This window comes from Acinetobacter sp. WCHAc060033, assembly GCF_004209125.1.
In the GTDB taxonomy this organism is placed as follows: Bacteria; Pseudomonadota; Gammaproteobacteria; order Pseudomonadales; family Moraxellaceae; genus Acinetobacter; species Acinetobacter wuhouensis.
The window spans coordinates 35417-51553 of the sequence record NZ_SGSW01000023.1; the positions used below are offsets into that span (position 1 = coordinate 35417).

Sequence of the window (16137 nt, forward strand, 5' to 3'; positions counted from 1 at the left end):
TATTCTTCTCTCATATCTTGAATAACTTTCCACCATAATTTAAAGGAGGTGCTATGCGCTATTTAGCTTTATCTACTCTACTTTTAGGAACGACTTTAAGCACTATGACCATTGCCGCAGGAAATGAAGCTTTAAATTATAATTTAGTCACCGTACAAGCCGATGCAACTCGTCAAGTGTCCAATGATGAAATGCATGCGGTGCTTTATATTGAACGTTCAAATAAGCAACCTGCAGAACTGTCTGCTCAAATTACTCAATTGATGAGTCAAGCCGTTGCAACTGCGAAAAAATATCCGCAAGTCAAAGTTGAAACAGGTTCACAAACCACCTATCCAGTTTATGACAATGACAATCAGAAATTAAAAGAATGGCGCGGTCGTGCTGAAGTGCAAATTGAAAGCAAAGACTTTAAAGCTGCGAGCCAATTGATCAATGAATTACAAAGTAACTTTCAGACACAATCGATTAATTTCACCGTATCTGATGAACAGCGTAAAAAAGTTGAAAATGATCTGATCGTTGAAGCATCAAAGAACTTTCAGCAACGTGCGCAAATTTTGACACAAGCATGGAATAAATCTGCATATACATTGGTCAATTTAAATATCAATACCAGCAATGCTTTCCCGCAACCGATATATGCTGCACGTGCGAGTATGGCAAAATTTGAAGCAGCTGATGCTGGTGGACAAAATATGGCGGCAGGTGAATCTAAAATCACTGTAAATGCCAATGGTTCTATTCAATTCAAATAGAAATTAAATAGTTACACATTACAAGACCACCACAACTCTGTGGTCTTGTATGCTTTTCTTTTATGACAAAATGATTACATTAGAGCATTGTTGTATTTCATCTGAACATCTAAGTTGCCTAATATCCTATGTCTATCGAAAGTTTAAATCTGTCTTTATTCCAACTATTAAATGCGCCTGATCAAGCCTCACCATTGATGGTACATTATGCTATTTTCATCGCCAATGATCTGATTTATCTGCTGATCCTTATTTTTGCAATCATGTGGTTACGTGGTAATAATCAAATCAAAAAGCAAATTTTGAAAGCGTTTATTTTTACCTGTCTTACACTCACGATTAGCCAACTCATTTCACATTTCTTTTATTCCCCTCGCCCTTTTGTGATGGAAGTCGGTCAAACTTTAATTCAACATAAACCGACAGGGTCTTTCCCAAGTAATCACATGACTATTTTTAGTAGTATTGCGTTTGCATATTACTTTTCTGCATACAGACAAGTCGGTAAATTACTGATTGCTGTTGCTTGGTTAGTTGCATGGTCGAGAGTTTATGTTGGCGTACATTTTCCAATCGATATGTTTGGAGCCTTTTTCCTTGCATTATTCGTCAATATTTCAGGTTTAACACTGTGGAATAAATATAAAGAAGTGATTCTGAATTTCGTACTATGGATACACCAGAAAATTTTTAAATCACTAATTCAAAAAGGTTATGTCAAATAGCTTTCAAATGATAATTATTATTATTTATTTTTACATTGTGAAAGTTTAAGATAGCGAAAATTTCTCATATTGATCTCCTTATGAAACTTTTAAATGCTCGAAATCTTGCTTTCACAGACTTCAAACATTCTTCTCTCAGCGTTGCTGTTGCACTTTCATTAAGTTGTATAGCCAATGTTGCGTATGCTGATGAAAATCAAACACCTGAAGTTCAAACTCTACAAACTATTGTAGTTAAAGCACAAGGCAATTGGCTAGAACAAGCCAATGCTGAAACTGTACATGAACATGCAGGCGCACGTAGCATTATTGATCGCAAAAAAATGGATCAATCTGCTGTGACTTCTATACGCGATGCTTTAAAACAAGTTCCTGGGGTACAAGTTCAAGACAGTAATGGTACAGGTGGTAGCGATGTTTCGCTCAACTTAGGTGTCCGAGGTTTAACTTCACGTTTATCACCACGTTCAACCGTGTTGATGGATGGCGTACCGTTATCATTTGCACCGTATGGTCAACCTCAATTATCGATGGCACCTGTGTCTATGGGCAATATCGACTCTGTTGATGTGGTTCGTGGTGCGGGTTCTGTACGTTTTGGGCCTCAAAACGTCGGAGGAATCATCAACTTCAGCACTCGTGCAATTCCTGAAAAACTTTCAGGTTCAGTTGGTTTAACCACTGAATTTGCAACAGGGACTGATCAAATTAAATACAGCCCAAATTTGTTCATTGGCGGCACGATGGATAATGGTTTAGGGCTTGCTTTACTGTATTCAGGTACTAAAGGCGATGGTTACCGTGAAGCCAATAATGAAATTGATATTGACGATGTGATGTTGAAATCATCTTATCAATTTACTGATCAAGACTCGATCGCTGTGAATTTACATCACTACGAAGGTCGTGGTGAAATGCCAGAAGGTTTGACAACAGCGCAATATGCTGAAAATCCTTACCAATCAAATCAAACACGTAACTATTTTGCTGGTCGTCGTTCTGACGTATCTATTAAATATAGCCACAAAGATGATGTCAACAACTTTGAAGTTCTCGGCTATTACGTGGACTCTTTCCGTACCAGTGATCTTGAATCCGTAGTCGATGCAAGTAAAGGAACGAGCCGTATCAGCAACTCACCTCGTGATTATAAGTATTTTGGTATCGAACCACGTTATTCACGTGCTTATACATTCGGAAATATGAATAACGAAGTCACTATCGGTTATCGTTATTTACAAGAGGAAAGCTCTGAGTTTTCAGGACGTACAGCCGTATATAACTCAGCAACTGGTACCCCTGGTGAGCGTATTGCCAATACAACGAGTGATGGTGGTACCAAAGCACATGCCGCATATATAGATAACCGTTTTGGTATTGGTGCTTGGACAATTACACCTGGTGTGCGCTTTGAATCAATTAAAACACATAACGATTTCACTGCTTATGATGCAACAGGTAAAGCCAACAACACGGTTCATCCAAAAATTAAATCTGATGAATTTTTACCGAGTTTAGCTGTACAGTACAATTTCACTGACCAATGGAATGTCTTTGCCAATGCAGCCGTTTCTTTTGGTCCACAACAATATAACCAACTTGTGACAACACGCTCTATCGTAGATCCAACGACAAATAAAGCGGTAAATACAGCAGTAGCTACATTAGATGGTTTACATCCTGAAAAATCAAATAACTATGAAATCGGCACCAAATATTTAGGCAATGGTTTAAATGCTGAATTTACGGTGTTTTATTTAGACTTTGACAAAGAGCTATTACTTGAACGCCCTGATAATATTGGCACAGGGATTTGGACAAACCTTGGGGCAACCAGTCATAAAGGCGTTGAACTCGGTTTAAGTTATGATTTTGAAAACTTAGCAGATGCATTAAAAGGCTTAAAAGTTTATAGCAACTACACTTTCACAAAAGCTGTTTCTGAAGCAGGAAAATTTGATGGTGAAGATCTTCCCTATTATTCACGTCATGTGGGCAATGTAGGCGTTGGATATAGCATAGATAAATGGTCAGTCAATGCGGATATGTTTGCGCAATCCAAACAACATGCACCAGGTTCAACCAATGTTTACCAAACACAGGAAACTGCAGATGGTCGTATTGGCGATATTGCTGGTTATTCAACTTTTGCTGTGCGCACAGCTTATGATTTTGGTAAAGATTTCTATGGTCTAAAACTGGCTGGCGGTGTGAAAAATGTGTTTGATAAAGAATATTACACACGCTCATCAGACTCTACAGGTGGTAAATATGTCGGTCAGCCACGGACTTTCTATCTACAAACTTCTGTAGATTTTTAAGTTTAATCTAAGTTCCTAAGACTTTAAATCAGTTGAATTTTAAAGCACTGAACAATAAAAGCTCTAATCTCACAGCTTGAGATTAGAGCTTTTTAATTACTTTTTCTTCAATATATTCTATGATCATTCTCTTAGATATAACTTAGACAACTTCTGTAATGGACTATACCCCCCTACTTTTCAGCCTTGGCTTTTTCGCTTTCTGTGGAGGCTTAATTGATGCTGCTGTAGGTGGTGGTGGTTTAATTCAACTGCCAGCCCTGATGCATGCTTTTCCAAAACATAGCTTAGCAACTGTTTTCGGCACCAATAAAATGATCGCAATGGCAGGTACACTTTCCTCCGCATTTGCTTACTTTAAGAAAGTAACAATCAATTGGAAATTAGTGCTGCCAACAATGCTCGCTGCATTCGTCTTTTCTTTCTTTGGTGCAATGTCTGTTTCATTGATTCCCAAAGAATTAATGCGCTATATCGTGTTCTTTTTATTGATCACGATTGCCATTTACACCTTTGCCAAAAAAGACTTAGGACAAATTCATACAGTTTTACAAGCAGGGAAAAAAGAAATTGCGCTTGGGATTTTGTTTGGGGCATTGATTGGCTTTTATGATGGGATCTTCGGACCTGGTACAGGCAGTTTTCTGCTGTTCTTATTTGTTAAGGTTTTTACTTTTGATTTTTTAAATGCTTCTGCTTCCGCAAAATTGGTCAACGTTGCGACCAATGCAGCAGCCATGTTTTTCTTTATTCCGTCAGGTCATGTCATCTGGTTAGCTGCTGTAGTTTTAGCAGTGTGTAATATTCTTGGGGCAATCACAGGCACAGCTTTAGCCATGAAATATGGCAGTGGTTTTATTCGTATTTTCTTTTTAATTTTACTGGTGTTTTTGATTGGGCGAATGGGCTATGACTTGTTCTTTTAAGGATATTTTGATCATTCCCAAAAGCTCAGTTAAAGTGGTTCACGATGTAAAATAATTGCACTAAATCCATAGTCTAATGCCTCAGTAGTGACATCAATCAAATAGCCTTGTAATGGATTCTTCTCAAAACCCGCACTCCATACATGATAAGGATCTTGATCAAAAACATATTGCAATTCGATATAAGAAATATCATTGAATGTATTGTAGCGAATTGCATTTAAACTCCCCTCACCCAAATTCAACGCAGAAAACTTTTGGACGTAGACTGCACCAAAAATAATTAACTCAGGTAATACTGGTTCAGCATATTTTAAAAATTGTAAATGCTGTTTTGGAAAATGTTCAGCATCTACACTTGGAATCAAAACATCTGTCCATTCATTTTCAATACTGGCAAACCAATGTTGAAATTCAGAGACATATTCGAAATCATACACTTCAGGAAATTTCATCTTATACGCCTCCATGAATCTATAATGTTCTACAGTTTATGTTTACTTAAACAATGGTCTTGCCCAACGCTGACTATTATGCCAATTCACCAAATCAATAGACCCATCGCACTCCAAAAACTCATTTTCGTCTTCCAGCGCATCTTCATTTAACTCATACAAGCCTGCCATTAAGTCACTTGCAAAATCATTGACCAATGCCTCAATTGAATCTGCAACCAAAATAGCGACATCAAAATCAACATCAACAAAAATAATTTGCCCCACTTTCCCTTGGCTTGTTGGTGCGAGGTCCAAATATAAACCTGTCCGACCACCATCATGTGCAAAAATAATCCATTCAGGATTATGGGCATTATCTGGATTAATTTGCGGGTCTGTATGTTCAAGGCTTAATCCTGCATTGGCAAGATCTGCAAGGTTTGCTCTATATTGCAAAATACGGTCTAAAGAAAATAACTCCATGCCATAGAACAAATTACCTAAATTTTCCGCTTCATTCATCCCATTATGCCAAGAGTACAAATCTTTAAATGCTTCAGGTAAACGTTTAGAAAGCTTTTGTTCAAATTGTTCTATTTCTGAAATACTTGCTGAAGGATTGAGTGATTGATCTGCAATCTTTGAGGCGTGTTGTACTAACCATTTTTGAATATTTTCTAATTGTTGTTGAATCATTTTATTCTCATTATGTTCAATATCAAGTAGCTCATAGATTAGCGATAAAATGCACCTGTTTGCAATACAAAAAGCCACTCGAAAGTGGCTTTGAATATTTCAATAATTAATTACTTTTTAAATGGAAAAGCATATTTCACAATACGCCCAAGCACCTGGCCATACTGTTTGAACAGACTTGCATTGTTATAATTCAAACCATATTTTTCACAGACTGCTTGCACTTTTGGCGCCATTTTACGGTAACGACGCGCAGGGATTTCAGGATACAAATGATGCTCGATTTGATGGCTCAAATGCCCCGTCAAAATATGGAAGGCTTCTGAACCTGTTAAGTTCGAAGAACCTCGAATTTGACGCATATACCAATGACCACGGCTTTCATTTTGTAATACAGTTTTCGGAAAAACCTCAACATCTTTGGTGAAATGTCCACAAAAAATGATACTAAATGTCCAAATATTACGGATACCATTTGCCACCAAATTCCCTGTGAAAACAGGTAATGCCGCAGGGCCTGCGATCAATGGGAAAAACAAATAATCTTTAAAGAATTGCTTACCAATTTTCTTCTGCGTTGGTTTCCATTCTTCTTTAAACTGTGCCCAAGTTTTACGTTTATAGATTAATTTACCAATTTCAAGGTTTTGAATCGCTACACCCCATTGGAACAATAAGCAGAATGGCACGGCGTATAAAGGTTGCAATAAATAGCCAGCTTTCCAACGCTGTTCAGGGAACAAACGTAATAAACCATAGCCAATATCGTCATCCATCCCTTTAATATTGGTATAAGTATGGTGTTTATAATTATGAGTTTGACGCCAGTTGTCTGAAGTCCCGACAATATCCCACTCATAAGTTGTACCTTTAAAGCGCGGATCATTCATCCAGTCATATTGACCATGCATGACATTATGACCAAGTTCCATATTTTCCATGATTTTGGCAAAACCGAGTAAGCCTGTACCCAATAACCATGCTGGCGGGAACCATCCTGCAAATAAACACGCACGCCCTAGAATGCTGCTGTAGCGAATTGCCGCATAGACTTTTTTAATATATTCAGCATCTTTTTCCCCGATATCATCCAACACTTCTTGCTTAATCGCATCAAGCTCACGTGCTAAAGCATCAAGTTCAGACTGGGTTAATTCACGGTTTTTACTATTTTTAAAATATTCAATTTTTACTGGCATATTCATGGTAAAACTCGCTTAAATATCAATAACTAGATCAGTTTGTGCTGTATTCACGCAGATACGAAGCAGGTTGTTTGGTTCTGCATTTTCCTGACCATTGACCAAATTCTTCGTAGCACCTTGGGCTTTATTGCAAGCACATTTATTGCAAATACCCATTCGACAACCATGTTGTGGCTTGATGTTTTGCTGTTCTAAGCTCGCAAGAATGGATTGCCCTTTCGGTATAGCAAGCACTTTATTTGACTTGGTTAATGTCACATTTACAAAGCCAGTTTCATCTGAAATGATCGACGTTAAGCTAAATGCTTCGCTTTTTAACACTTGTGCATTTTCAAATAGTTTTTCTGCTGTTACGACAAAGCCTGATGGCCCACAGACATAGACTGTGCTTTGGGTTAAGTTTTGTACTAAATGTAAATATTCATCATTCAAACGTGCATCAGCTTGAGTTTCTTGGGTATAGAACACATCGAATTTAAAGTTTGAATATTGCGTTGCGAGTTGATCAAACTGCTGTTTAAAAGCAACATCTGCATGTTTTTTCACCCAATACATGAGATGCACAGGTTGTTGATCAAGTTGTTTCGTTTGTACTAAAGCTTTGATCAAACTATACATTGGCGTGATTCCACTCCCCGCCGCCAAAAGGATCAAAGGCATTTTATTTTCAGGGATAAGCATATCGCCATAAGGTTGATCAAATTCGATGATGTCACCCACTTGGGCATCATTAATCAACCAATTGCTTACTACGCCATTCTCAACTTTTTTAACCGTTAATAGCACATGTTGTGTATCTAGTTGCGTCAAACTATAGGTACGCTCATAACGACGACCATGAATTTCAACAGTTACAGGATGATGTTGACCTGCCTGCCCGATTTTAAAATGGCGATTGGTTTCAATAGTCAAACTTGTTGTATCTGTAGCAGACTGTGATTTTTGAACAATTTTGCCTAAAGCTTGTTGTACAGACCATAAAGGGTTAAATTTTTGTAGCCAAAAGTTTGCAGTATCGTGACCCAATACCATGTCAAACATTGAATTTATAGGAGATTTTTGCTTTTCAACAGCGTGCATAAGTGCTCACCATTCAACTGAATTTTAATTATTATACACATGTATATATATTTGTATATACACTCGTATTGTATCTAGACGTTTCATTTAAGTAATGACAACGGCTATAATGAAAAAAACACTTTAAATATTTGATGCTTTATGAATCCAACGTCTACGCCAACTCAGAATTCTTCTTCCTTGCAAGATCAAATTCAAGAACTTGAGAAAGTTTCTGTGCGTACAGTCGGTCGTAAAGCAACGATTACCAAAGAAGAATTGTTCCAAGCTGCACTCAATTTGATTGGTCCACAAAAAAGTATTGCTTCACTCAGTTTGCGTGAAGTTGCACGTGAAGCTGGCATTGCACCAAATAGTTTTTATCGACATTTTAAAGATATTGATGAACTTGCGATTGAACTGATTGATCGTTCTGGTGTGGTTCTGCGTCATATTTTGCATGAAGCACGCATTAAAGCAGCCAGACAAAGTAGTATTATCCGTAGTTCAGTAGAAGTTTTTATTGAACAATTGGATGCGGATGAAGGTAACCTCAGTCTGTTACTCCGTGAAGGTTATACAGGCTCAACCCAGTATAAATTGGCGGTTGATAAGCAATTAAACTATTTCCAACAAGAATTACAAGATGATCTGATTCGCATTGAACGCATCAATCATAGTAAATTGGCTCATCCAGATTTGGTTGCCAAAGCCATTACCCAGCTTGTATTTAACATGGGGGCTAAAGTCATTGATTTACCGACCAATGAACGGAAGGAAGTCGCTGAACAAACCATGATCATGATTCGTATGATTTTGGAAGGCTCTCGTCACTTGGATGAAGCTCAAGTTAAATAACTAAGTTTAATAACTGAGCCCTACTACATTCTAAACATTTGGATCATGATGAATAAAAATAAAAAAAACATCCGAATCGGTATTTTAGGTGTCAATGGGCGCATGGGCAGAATACTCATTCAAGCCTGCATCCATGCGGGACGCAATATTACAGTTGCAACAGGACGTGTAGGCAGTGCTTGTATTGGAAAAAGTCTTGCAGATTTTTTAAACCTAGAAAGCACCGATCATCACCTATTAAATGTCATGATCAGCGATGATCTAAGTTCAGTGATTCAAAATTGTGATGTTGTGATTGATTTTACCACCGCAGAAGCGCTCGCCACGCACCTTGATATTTGTCATCAGGCTAAGAAGCCGATCATTATTGGAATTACGGGTTTATCTGAACAACTTACTGAAAAAATTAAAATAGCCGCCCAAGAAATAGCCATTGTACATTCTAGAAATTATTCCATTGGGGTGAATCTGAGTGTCGATTTAGTTCGTGTAGCAGCTCAACTACTGAGCCAAAATGAATATGCTCAAGCTTTTGAAGCAGAAATTATTGAAGCCCATCATCGTCATAAAATTGATGCACCCTCAGGTACAGCTTTGATGTACGCAGATGCGATTGCACAAGCAAGACAGCAACAACTCGCTGATATTGCTATTTATCAACGTCACGGTGCTGTAGGCGAAAGACATCATCAAAGTATAGGCTTACAAGCCATTCGAGGTGGGGATATCGTTGGTGAACACAGTGTATTCTTCTTCGGTAATGATGAACAAATTGAAATTAAACATGTCGCAAATAATCGCATGAACTTTGCTGTTGGCGCCGTCCGTGCAGCCACTTGGGTGAGTAATCAACCCTGCGGTCTATATGATATGAATGATGTTATAAAAAATTAGTGCAAACAAATTAACTTAAACTTAAGATAAATATTACAAACTTCATCGCTTAGACCCTAGATAGACTTTTCATCTACCTTCGCGCCTAAACACAAATGCATTGCCCAACAATGCTGCACGACTTTTAGGCTTAATTTATATGAAAATACTCACTGACCATCAAAGCATAATGACAAGTTATCTATTGATGGCGATTTTCTTAGCTTTATTGATTCCCTTACATCTTCTTGCCAGTTTTTTTGCAGGCTTTGTAATATTTGAAATTATTAATAGCTTAGGAAATATCACAGAGAAATATATTGATGGTCAGCGCGCAAGAATTACCATTAGCGTCATTCTCGGCATCATCATTGTGACGTTAATTACACTTGGAATTACCAGTTTAGTCAGTTTCATGCAACATGATGTACAAGGGTCTGGAGTGAGTGCCTTAAGCGATCAGATTGACCAAACACTGCAAAAACTACAACTCGAAATCGCTCAGTATATTCCAGGCTTTATTCCCTATACGCTTCCAGAGCTGAAAGATCAATCCATGGATTTACTCAAAGATAATCTGAGTACGCTAAAACACACAGGGACTGATTTCATTCATAATCTTGCGACAATGCTGATCGCTTCTATTGTTGGAATTTTGGTATCACTTAATCGTTTACATCCTCAACCTGAACAGCCTGTTTTTAAACGCGCCATGATCAAACGGATTGAAAATTTATCTACAGCGTTTAAAAATGTAGTCTTTGCACAATTTAAAATTTCATTAATTAATACTGCGCTATTCTTTGTTTTTTCACATATTTTATTACCAATCTTTGGTGTGCAATTACCCTTTGCCAACACGCTTGTCATACTGACTTTTATTTTTGGCTTAATTCCCATCGTTGGGAATTTAATTTCCAATACCATCATCGTAATCACAGGGCTTACAATTTCTGTGACAACTGCTGGTGTAGCTTTGATTTATTTAATTTTGATTCACAAACTTGAATATTTTATCAATGCAAAAATTATTGGTACAAAAATTCATGCAGCATCGTGGGAAGTCTTATTGGCGATGCTCGTATTTGAAGCAATTTTTGGCTTAGCTGGATTAATCGTTGCACCAATTTTTTACGCCTATATCAAATTGGAATTAAAAAAAGCTGAGATGATTTAACAATCTATAGATCAGTTAAAAATAAAAAACTCTCAAAACGAGAGTTTTTTTATTTTTGAATTATGCCCTTTTATTCCCACACGACTTCTTGTTTTAACGAAGCCCATTTTTCTAAAGAAGGTTCATAACGACTTTCTATTTTATTACGCTTAATCTTCATGGTTGGTGTCAATAAATCATTTTCCATTGTCCAAGGTTCATTGATGACAACCATAAAACTCAATTTCTCATGTGATTCTAATGCTTCATTTATCTTCAATCTCAATGATTTTAATGTTGCTTCCACTTCATCACGTTTACCATTTTGCTTTAAATGATTGCGTACATCTTCAGCCAACATAATGAAAGCAACTGGTTGCGGTAAACTTGAACCACCTACACAGACTGATTCAACCAATTCATTATTACCAATCTTTTGCTCTGTCGGCACAGGCATGACGTATTTCCCTTTTGAGGTTTTAAAGATGTCTTTAATCCGCCCTGTAATTTTAAGTCTCCCAACTGCATCAATTTCCCCCATATCTCCCGTACGTAAAAATCCATCAGCTGTTATATCTTCTGCTGTCTTTTCAGGATTTTTATAATACCCCAACATCGTACCTGGACTTTTGACAAGGATTTCACCATTTTCATCAATTTTGCACTCTACTTTAGGTTGTGCATGCCCGACATAACCTTCAGCAAACTGCCCAACTTTAGTGGCGTGTGAATAACCACAATTTTCCGTCATTCCGTAAATTTCGAGCAATTCCAAACCTAAATTTCGGTACCATAAAATAATATCAATCGGTAATGGTGCGGATGCAGTAAATGCATAACGGACGTTATTTAAACCTAACTTAGCTAATAATTTTTCCTTAATCACTTTACCAAGCACAGGTATTTTAAAGAGAATTTTTTGTACATGCGGTGGAATTTTTTCATTAATTCCTAAATAGAATTTTGTCCATAATCTTGGTACCGAGAAAAACACTGTAGGCTTGGCTCGGTTTAAATCCTCAATAAATGTCTCTAATGAATTGGCAAAATACACTGTATAACCACAAACCATCGAGGATGACTGAATAAAGATCCGCTCCGCCACATGCGCAAGCGGTAAATATGACAGTGCCCGATCTGAAGAAGTTACACCGAATGTATTCCTCATCTCATTTGCACCAGCTAAGAGTGTGGAAAATGTTTGCATCACACCTTTGGGTAAACCAGTACTGCCAGAGGTATAGACAATCGTTGCTAAATCATCTTTGTTTGGTAATGTTGGATTCACCAAAGGTTGAATATTTTGAATGATATCATTCCACTTTGGTGCATCATATTCAGGAGCTAAAGGCAAACAGATACATGGAAAATTTTCTGGAATTATTTTTTTTACATCATTCCAACTATCAGCCTTCCCATCTAACTTTCCGATGAAAAGTAACTTTGCTTCACTGTGCTCCAGTACATAGCTTGCGCCTTCAGCATTTAAAGTGGGATATAACGGTACGGAAATATGCCCTGCCATCCAGATCGCCAAATCCGCCATAAGCCAATGGGCACTATTTTTCCCATAGATTGCGATTGAACTTTTACTTGGCAAGTTTAAAGACAGTAAATAACTTGCCATACTCCGTACTTGTTGTCCAACCTCCACCCAAGTGTAATGGATGACTTCGCCATTTGCCGTAGGTTGTACACAATAATCTTTATCTGGAATTTGTTTTTCCCAATGCAATAAATAATGTAAATGCGTATCGTAAAACTCAACCACTTCCGTATTTCCCATATTATTTCATCCCTTTTAAATTTTTATTGTTCAGTTTTCTTCATTATCATTTCACAATGCATATCCAAGTTTCAGATCAAATGCAGCACAAACAACACGATAACGAAGCAAAATAATTGCTTTCCCAAACTGAAAGCATTGCATCATCAATAGCATAAAATTGTCTGTTTTGTATACAGTGTTTAACACTGTATTATTTTTTAATTTAAACTATTCCAAATAAGTAATTCGGCTTATTCCCCAACAATAAAAAATTATCTTGCAATATTTTATATCATGTATAAATTGCAGCACTACGATCCAAAATAAATCACAGATATTCAAAATTAAAATACAAAGTCATAAAAAAAAGCTCCCGTAGGAGCTTTCTTGGATTTAAATAATTTGAAACATTTAAGGTTTAACTACCACCAACACTTGAATCGCTTCAGGTGTAACAGATAAACCATCCAGCAAACCCAAACCTTCTTTTTGGAATTTCTGCAAACGAGAAATTTCATCTTCACGAATACTTGGATTGAACTGTTTTAAGTAAGTTAAGCGGTCAATCTCGTATTGCCATTTACTACCATAAATATTTTTAGCTTGCTCAATCAGTTGAGGTAAAGCACCTTTGGCAATATCTAAAGCTTGTGCATAACGTTGTTCAACAACTTCACGGCGCGCTTTCACCACTTGACGACAACTATTACTGTCTAAATGATGCAAATATGGCTTAATAATTTCAGGATCAAGTTTCGCGGTAATATCTTGACCATTTTCCGTCAATAGCACACGAATCAACTGAGTTGGTAAGCTTGAAGGTAGATTTAATGCTTTAGGCGCAACCACATCAACTTTAAACCATACTTCTAATAAGATCGAACCTTGTTTTAAAGCATTGGTTTTCAGAATCGCGACATTGGTACTACCGAAAGATTGAGTACGGATAATTTCCATCACACTTTCAGTAAACGGATGCTCAAGTGTTAAATATTGTGCATCTTCACGAATCTGAGCCTGATCACGATAGAAGGTCGCAGTCATCCCTTCTTCATCAATATCCAAGCCTTGAACTTGCATTTGATCAGTTGGTTTGATGATCACTGTACCATTGCTTTGTTCATCAAAATCAATATTGGTTGAAGCCATAAAACGCTTCATGAACATTGGCAATAATGTATTGTCATCATAATCTTCAAGCGCAGTCACAATCTCTTGTGCCACTATTGGACGACATGAGTTGTACTCGAGTAGACGATCACGACCATCTTGTAATTCTGCTTCCAAAGCTTGACGTTGAACATTGACAGCTTCAAGCAATTCTTCAAATTCTTGACCTTTATCTGCCAATAAACAATCTTTCAGATCAACAATAAAGTTTTCTTGAAGTGTTTGCGCTGTTGGAGAAATATTACTAAAAATATTGAGTGCTTCGTTATACCAACGGAACATACGCTCTTGAGCTGTGCCTAATAAATAAGGCACATGAATTTGAATACGATTTTCTTGACCAATACGGTCTAAACGACCAATACGTTGTTCAAGTACGTCAGGGTTCGCGGGTAAGTCGAATAACACAAGATCCGATGCAAACTGGAAATTACGACCTTCTGAACCGATTTCCGAACACAATAAAATCTGCGCACCATAAGAATCTTCAGCAAAGTAAGCCGCAGCTTGGTCACGTTCCAACAAGCTCATGCCTTCATGGAACATAGCTGTACGCACGCCTGCATGAATACGCAATGCATTTTCCAAAGCTTCAACCACTGGGCCACTACGTGCGATTAATAACACTTTCTTATGTTTTAAATCTGAACGCAAACGCTCCATCAACCACATCACACGTGGGTCTGTTTCCATCCACGCGCCATCGAGTTGTGCTTCTTCTGGCCACATTTGCTCACGTAACTTACCATCTTTCGACCAATTTTCTGGCGCTGGTAAAGGTGCTGGCTGACAATCACGTCCTGGGAAACCTTGAATCGCTTCACGGGTATTACGGAACAAGATACGACCTGTGCCATGACGATCTAACAATTCATGAATTGCACGGAAGCGGTGTTCTGGTTGATCTTCAATTGCATGACCCAGCAATTTTTCAACTGCTTCTAAATGTTCTGCTTCAAGTGGAAGATCTGACATCAACACTTCTGCAATTTTTGCAGTGTGATGATATTGCTCTTCTTCATCCAAGAAGCGATCTAGAGAACTAAAACGTTGCGGATCAAGTAAACGTAAACGGGCAAAATGGCTTTCTACACCCAGTTGTTCAGGTGTCGCAGTCAGCAATAAAACACCTTCAGTTTTTTCAGCGAGTTCTTCAACAAGGTCGTAACGATCGTTACCTCCTTCTTCTTCACTCCACATCAAATGATGCGCTTCATCGACCACGAGTAGATCAAAACCAGCTTCAAGCGCTTGTTCACGTAAATCATCATGGTCAATCATCAAATCAACTGATGCGATAATACATTGTTCAGTCAAGAATGGATTGAGTTCTGGATCATGCTCTTTGATCGAAGCAGTACGTGTTAAATCGAATAAAGAAAAGTTCAAATTGAAACGACGGCGCATTTCAATCATCCACTGATATTGCAGTGAATCTGGAACGAGAATCAAAATACGTTCAGAACGCCCAGTTTTCAATTGTTGATGAATGATCAAGCCTGCTTCAATGGTTTTACCTAAACCAACTTCATCGGCAAGTAAAACACGTGGTGCAAAACGCTTCCCGACTTCATGTGCAATATAAAGTTGGTGTGGAATCAAGCCTACACGTGCGCCAACTAGACCACGTAATGGAGACGTTTGCATATTGGCTTGCATTTGCAAGGCTTCAATACGTAAGTCATACCATTCTTTATAATCAATTTGACTCGCTAATAGGCGCTCTAAAGGCTTAGACAATTGAATAGTTGCACCAATACGGGTTTCGTTGAGTGCTTTACGTTCTTGCTCGCCATTTTCAAGTGTGCGAATCACGTTATAACGAATCACACCATTGCGATCATCAAATGATTCTACAATCCACTTTTGACCTTCTTGATCTTGAACTTCATCATTTACATTGAAAACAATACGAGATAAAGGTGCATTGTTACGTGCATAGACACGAGTTTCATCACTTTTTGGGAAAAGAATACTGATTGAACGTTCATCGACATCAATCAATACACCTAAACCTAATTCAGTTTCTGTGTCTGATAACCAACGTTGACCTATAGCAAATTGTTGCAATTTTTCCACCTTTATCTCATGTTCGAGGCTAAAACACGTTTGCTCAAATTAGGAGAATATTTGAACAAAGTTTACGCCCTTTACGCAATACTTTTTGACATAAAGCTCATTAAAT

13 protein-coding genes are annotated in these 16137 nt (G+C 37.7%); 7 read left to right on the forward strand and 6 right to left on the reverse strand.

Annotated features, from left to right (window positions below):
• The first annotated feature begins 53 nt into the window (after nucleotides 1-53).
• The 4 genes from EXE10_RS11735 to EXE10_RS11750 all read left to right on the forward strand — a co-directional run bounded on the left by EXE10_RS11735 (nucleotide 54) and on the right by EXE10_RS11750 (nucleotide 4730).
• A complete protein-coding gene (locus tag EXE10_RS11735) occupies nucleotides 54-758 on the forward strand; it encodes an SIMPL domain-containing protein (protein WP_130113495.1) in 705 nt (234 codons plus the stop codon).
• Between the two features lie 128 nt (nucleotides 759-886).
• Nucleotides 887-1483: a phosphatase PAP2 family protein gene (locus EXE10_RS11740; RefSeq protein WP_068975340.1), complete on the forward strand. Its 597-nt coding sequence runs from the start codon at nucleotides 887-889 to the stop codon at nucleotides 1481-1483.
• A gap of 80 nt (nucleotides 1484-1563) precedes the next feature.
• Nucleotides 1564-3804, forward strand: a complete 2241-nt coding sequence (locus EXE10_RS11745) for a TonB-dependent receptor family protein (protein ID WP_130113496.1) — start codon at nucleotides 1564-1566, stop codon at nucleotides 3802-3804.
• 158 nt (nucleotides 3805-3962) lie between these two features.
• Complete coding sequence (locus tag EXE10_RS11750) at nucleotides 3963-4730, forward strand: sulfite exporter TauE/SafE family protein (RefSeq protein WP_130113497.1); 768 nt, start codon at nucleotides 3963-3965, stop codon at nucleotides 4728-4730.
• Nucleotides 4731-4759: 29 nt separating this feature from the next.
• Here EXE10_RS11750 and EXE10_RS11755 read toward each other — a convergent pair whose 3' ends face one another.
• From EXE10_RS11755 to EXE10_RS11770, 4 genes are all read right to left on the reverse strand, one after another.
• A complete protein-coding gene (locus EXE10_RS11755) occupies nucleotides 4760-5185 on the reverse strand; it encodes a hypothetical protein (protein WP_130113498.1) in 426 nt (141 codons plus the stop codon).
• Nucleotides 5186-5227: 42 nt separating this feature from the next.
• Nucleotides 5228-5863: an SMI1/KNR4 family protein gene (locus EXE10_RS11760; protein WP_130113499.1), complete on the reverse strand. Its 636-nt coding sequence runs from the start codon at nucleotides 5861-5863 to the stop codon at nucleotides 5228-5230.
• A 110-nt stretch (nucleotides 5864-5973) separates the two neighbouring features.
• Nucleotides 5974-7068 carry a fatty acid desaturase family protein gene (locus EXE10_RS11765; protein WP_087553801.1) on the reverse strand — a complete coding sequence of 365 codons (1095 nt, stop codon included), beginning with the start codon at nucleotides 7066-7068 and terminating at the stop codon, nucleotides 5974-5976.
• A 12-nt stretch (nucleotides 7069-7080) separates the two neighbouring features.
• On the reverse strand, nucleotides 7081-8148 hold the full coding sequence (locus tag EXE10_RS11770; protein WP_130113500.1) for a ferredoxin reductase: 1068 nt from the start codon (nucleotides 8146-8148) through the stop codon (nucleotides 7081-7083).
• 141 nt (nucleotides 8149-8289) lie between these two features.
• Between EXE10_RS11770 and fabR the strand changes: the two genes are divergently transcribed.
• The 3 genes from fabR (at nucleotide 8290) to EXE10_RS11785 (ending at nucleotide 11035) form a co-directional block, all read left to right on the forward strand.
• The gene (gene fabR / locus EXE10_RS11775; RefSeq protein WP_068975346.1) at nucleotides 8290-8985 is read left to right on the forward strand and encodes an HTH-type transcriptional repressor FabR; all 696 of its coding nucleotides are present in this window, start codon (nucleotides 8290-8292) and stop codon (nucleotides 8983-8985) included.
• 48 nt (nucleotides 8986-9033) lie between these two features.
• On the forward strand, nucleotides 9034-9879 hold the full coding sequence (gene dapB / locus EXE10_RS11780) for a 4-hydroxy-tetrahydrodipicolinate reductase (protein WP_130113501.1): 846 nt from the start codon (nucleotides 9034-9036) through the stop codon (nucleotides 9877-9879).
• Between the two features lie 139 nt (nucleotides 9880-10018).
• The gene (locus EXE10_RS11785; RefSeq protein WP_130113502.1) at nucleotides 10019-11035 is read left to right on the forward strand and encodes an AI-2E family transporter; all 1017 of its coding nucleotides are present in this window, start codon (nucleotides 10019-10021) and stop codon (nucleotides 11033-11035) included.
• A gap of 70 nt (nucleotides 11036-11105) precedes the next feature.
• Here EXE10_RS11785 and EXE10_RS11790 read toward each other — a convergent pair whose 3' ends face one another.
• Both EXE10_RS11790 and rapA read right to left on the reverse strand, forming a co-directional pair.
• Nucleotides 11106-12800, reverse strand: coding sequence for an AMP-binding protein (locus tag EXE10_RS11790; protein WP_130113503.1), 1695 nt, complete (start codon nucleotides 12798-12800; stop codon nucleotides 11106-11108).
• Nucleotides 12801-13193: 393 nt separating this feature from the next.
• Nucleotides 13194-16031: an RNA polymerase-associated protein RapA gene (rapA, locus tag EXE10_RS11795; protein ID WP_130113504.1), complete on the reverse strand. Its 2838-nt coding sequence runs from the start codon at nucleotides 16029-16031 to the stop codon at nucleotides 13194-13196.
• Between the last annotated feature and the right edge of the window lie 106 nt (nucleotides 16032-16137).

Bases quoted from the DNA above. Each gene is read 5' to 3' on its own strand.
- EXE10_RS11735 (WP_130113495.1), top strand. From the start codon at position 54: ATGCGCTATTTAGCTTTATCTACTCTACTTTTAGGAACGACTTTAAGC.
- EXE10_RS11740 (WP_068975340.1), top strand. From the start codon at position 887: ATGTCTATCGAAAGTTTAAATCTGTCTTTATTCCAACTATTAAATGCG.
- EXE10_RS11745 (WP_130113496.1), top strand. From the start codon at position 1,564: ATGAAACTTTTAAATGCTCGAAATCTTGCTTTCACAGACTTCAAACAT.
- EXE10_RS11750 (WP_130113497.1), top strand. From the start codon at position 3,963: ATGGACTATACCCCCCTACTTTTCAGCCTTGGCTTTTTCGCTTTCTGT.
- EXE10_RS11755 (WP_130113498.1), bottom strand. From the start codon at position 5,185: ATGAAATTTCCTGAAGTGTATGATTTCGAATATGTCTCTGAATTTCAA.
- EXE10_RS11760 (WP_130113499.1), bottom strand. From the start codon at position 5,863: ATGATTCAACAACAATTAGAAAATATTCAAAAATGGTTAGTACAACAC.
- EXE10_RS11765 (WP_087553801.1), bottom strand. From the start codon at position 7,068: ATGAATATGCCAGTAAAAATTGAATATTTTAAAAATAGTAAAAACCGT.
- EXE10_RS11770 (WP_130113500.1), bottom strand. From the start codon at position 8,148: ATGCACGCTGTTGAAAAGCAAAAATCTCCTATAAATTCAATGTTTGAC.
- fabR (WP_068975346.1), top strand. From the start codon at position 8,290: ATGAATCCAACGTCTACGCCAACTCAGAATTCTTCTTCCTTGCAAGAT.
- dapB (WP_130113501.1), top strand. From the start codon at position 9,034: ATGAATAAAAATAAAAAAAACATCCGAATCGGTATTTTAGGTGTCAAT.
- EXE10_RS11785 (WP_130113502.1), top strand. From the start codon at position 10,019: ATGAAAATACTCACTGACCATCAAAGCATAATGACAAGTTATCTATTG.
- EXE10_RS11790 (WP_130113503.1), bottom strand. From the start codon at position 12,800: ATGGGAAATACGGAAGTGGTTGAGTTTTACGATACGCATTTACATTAT.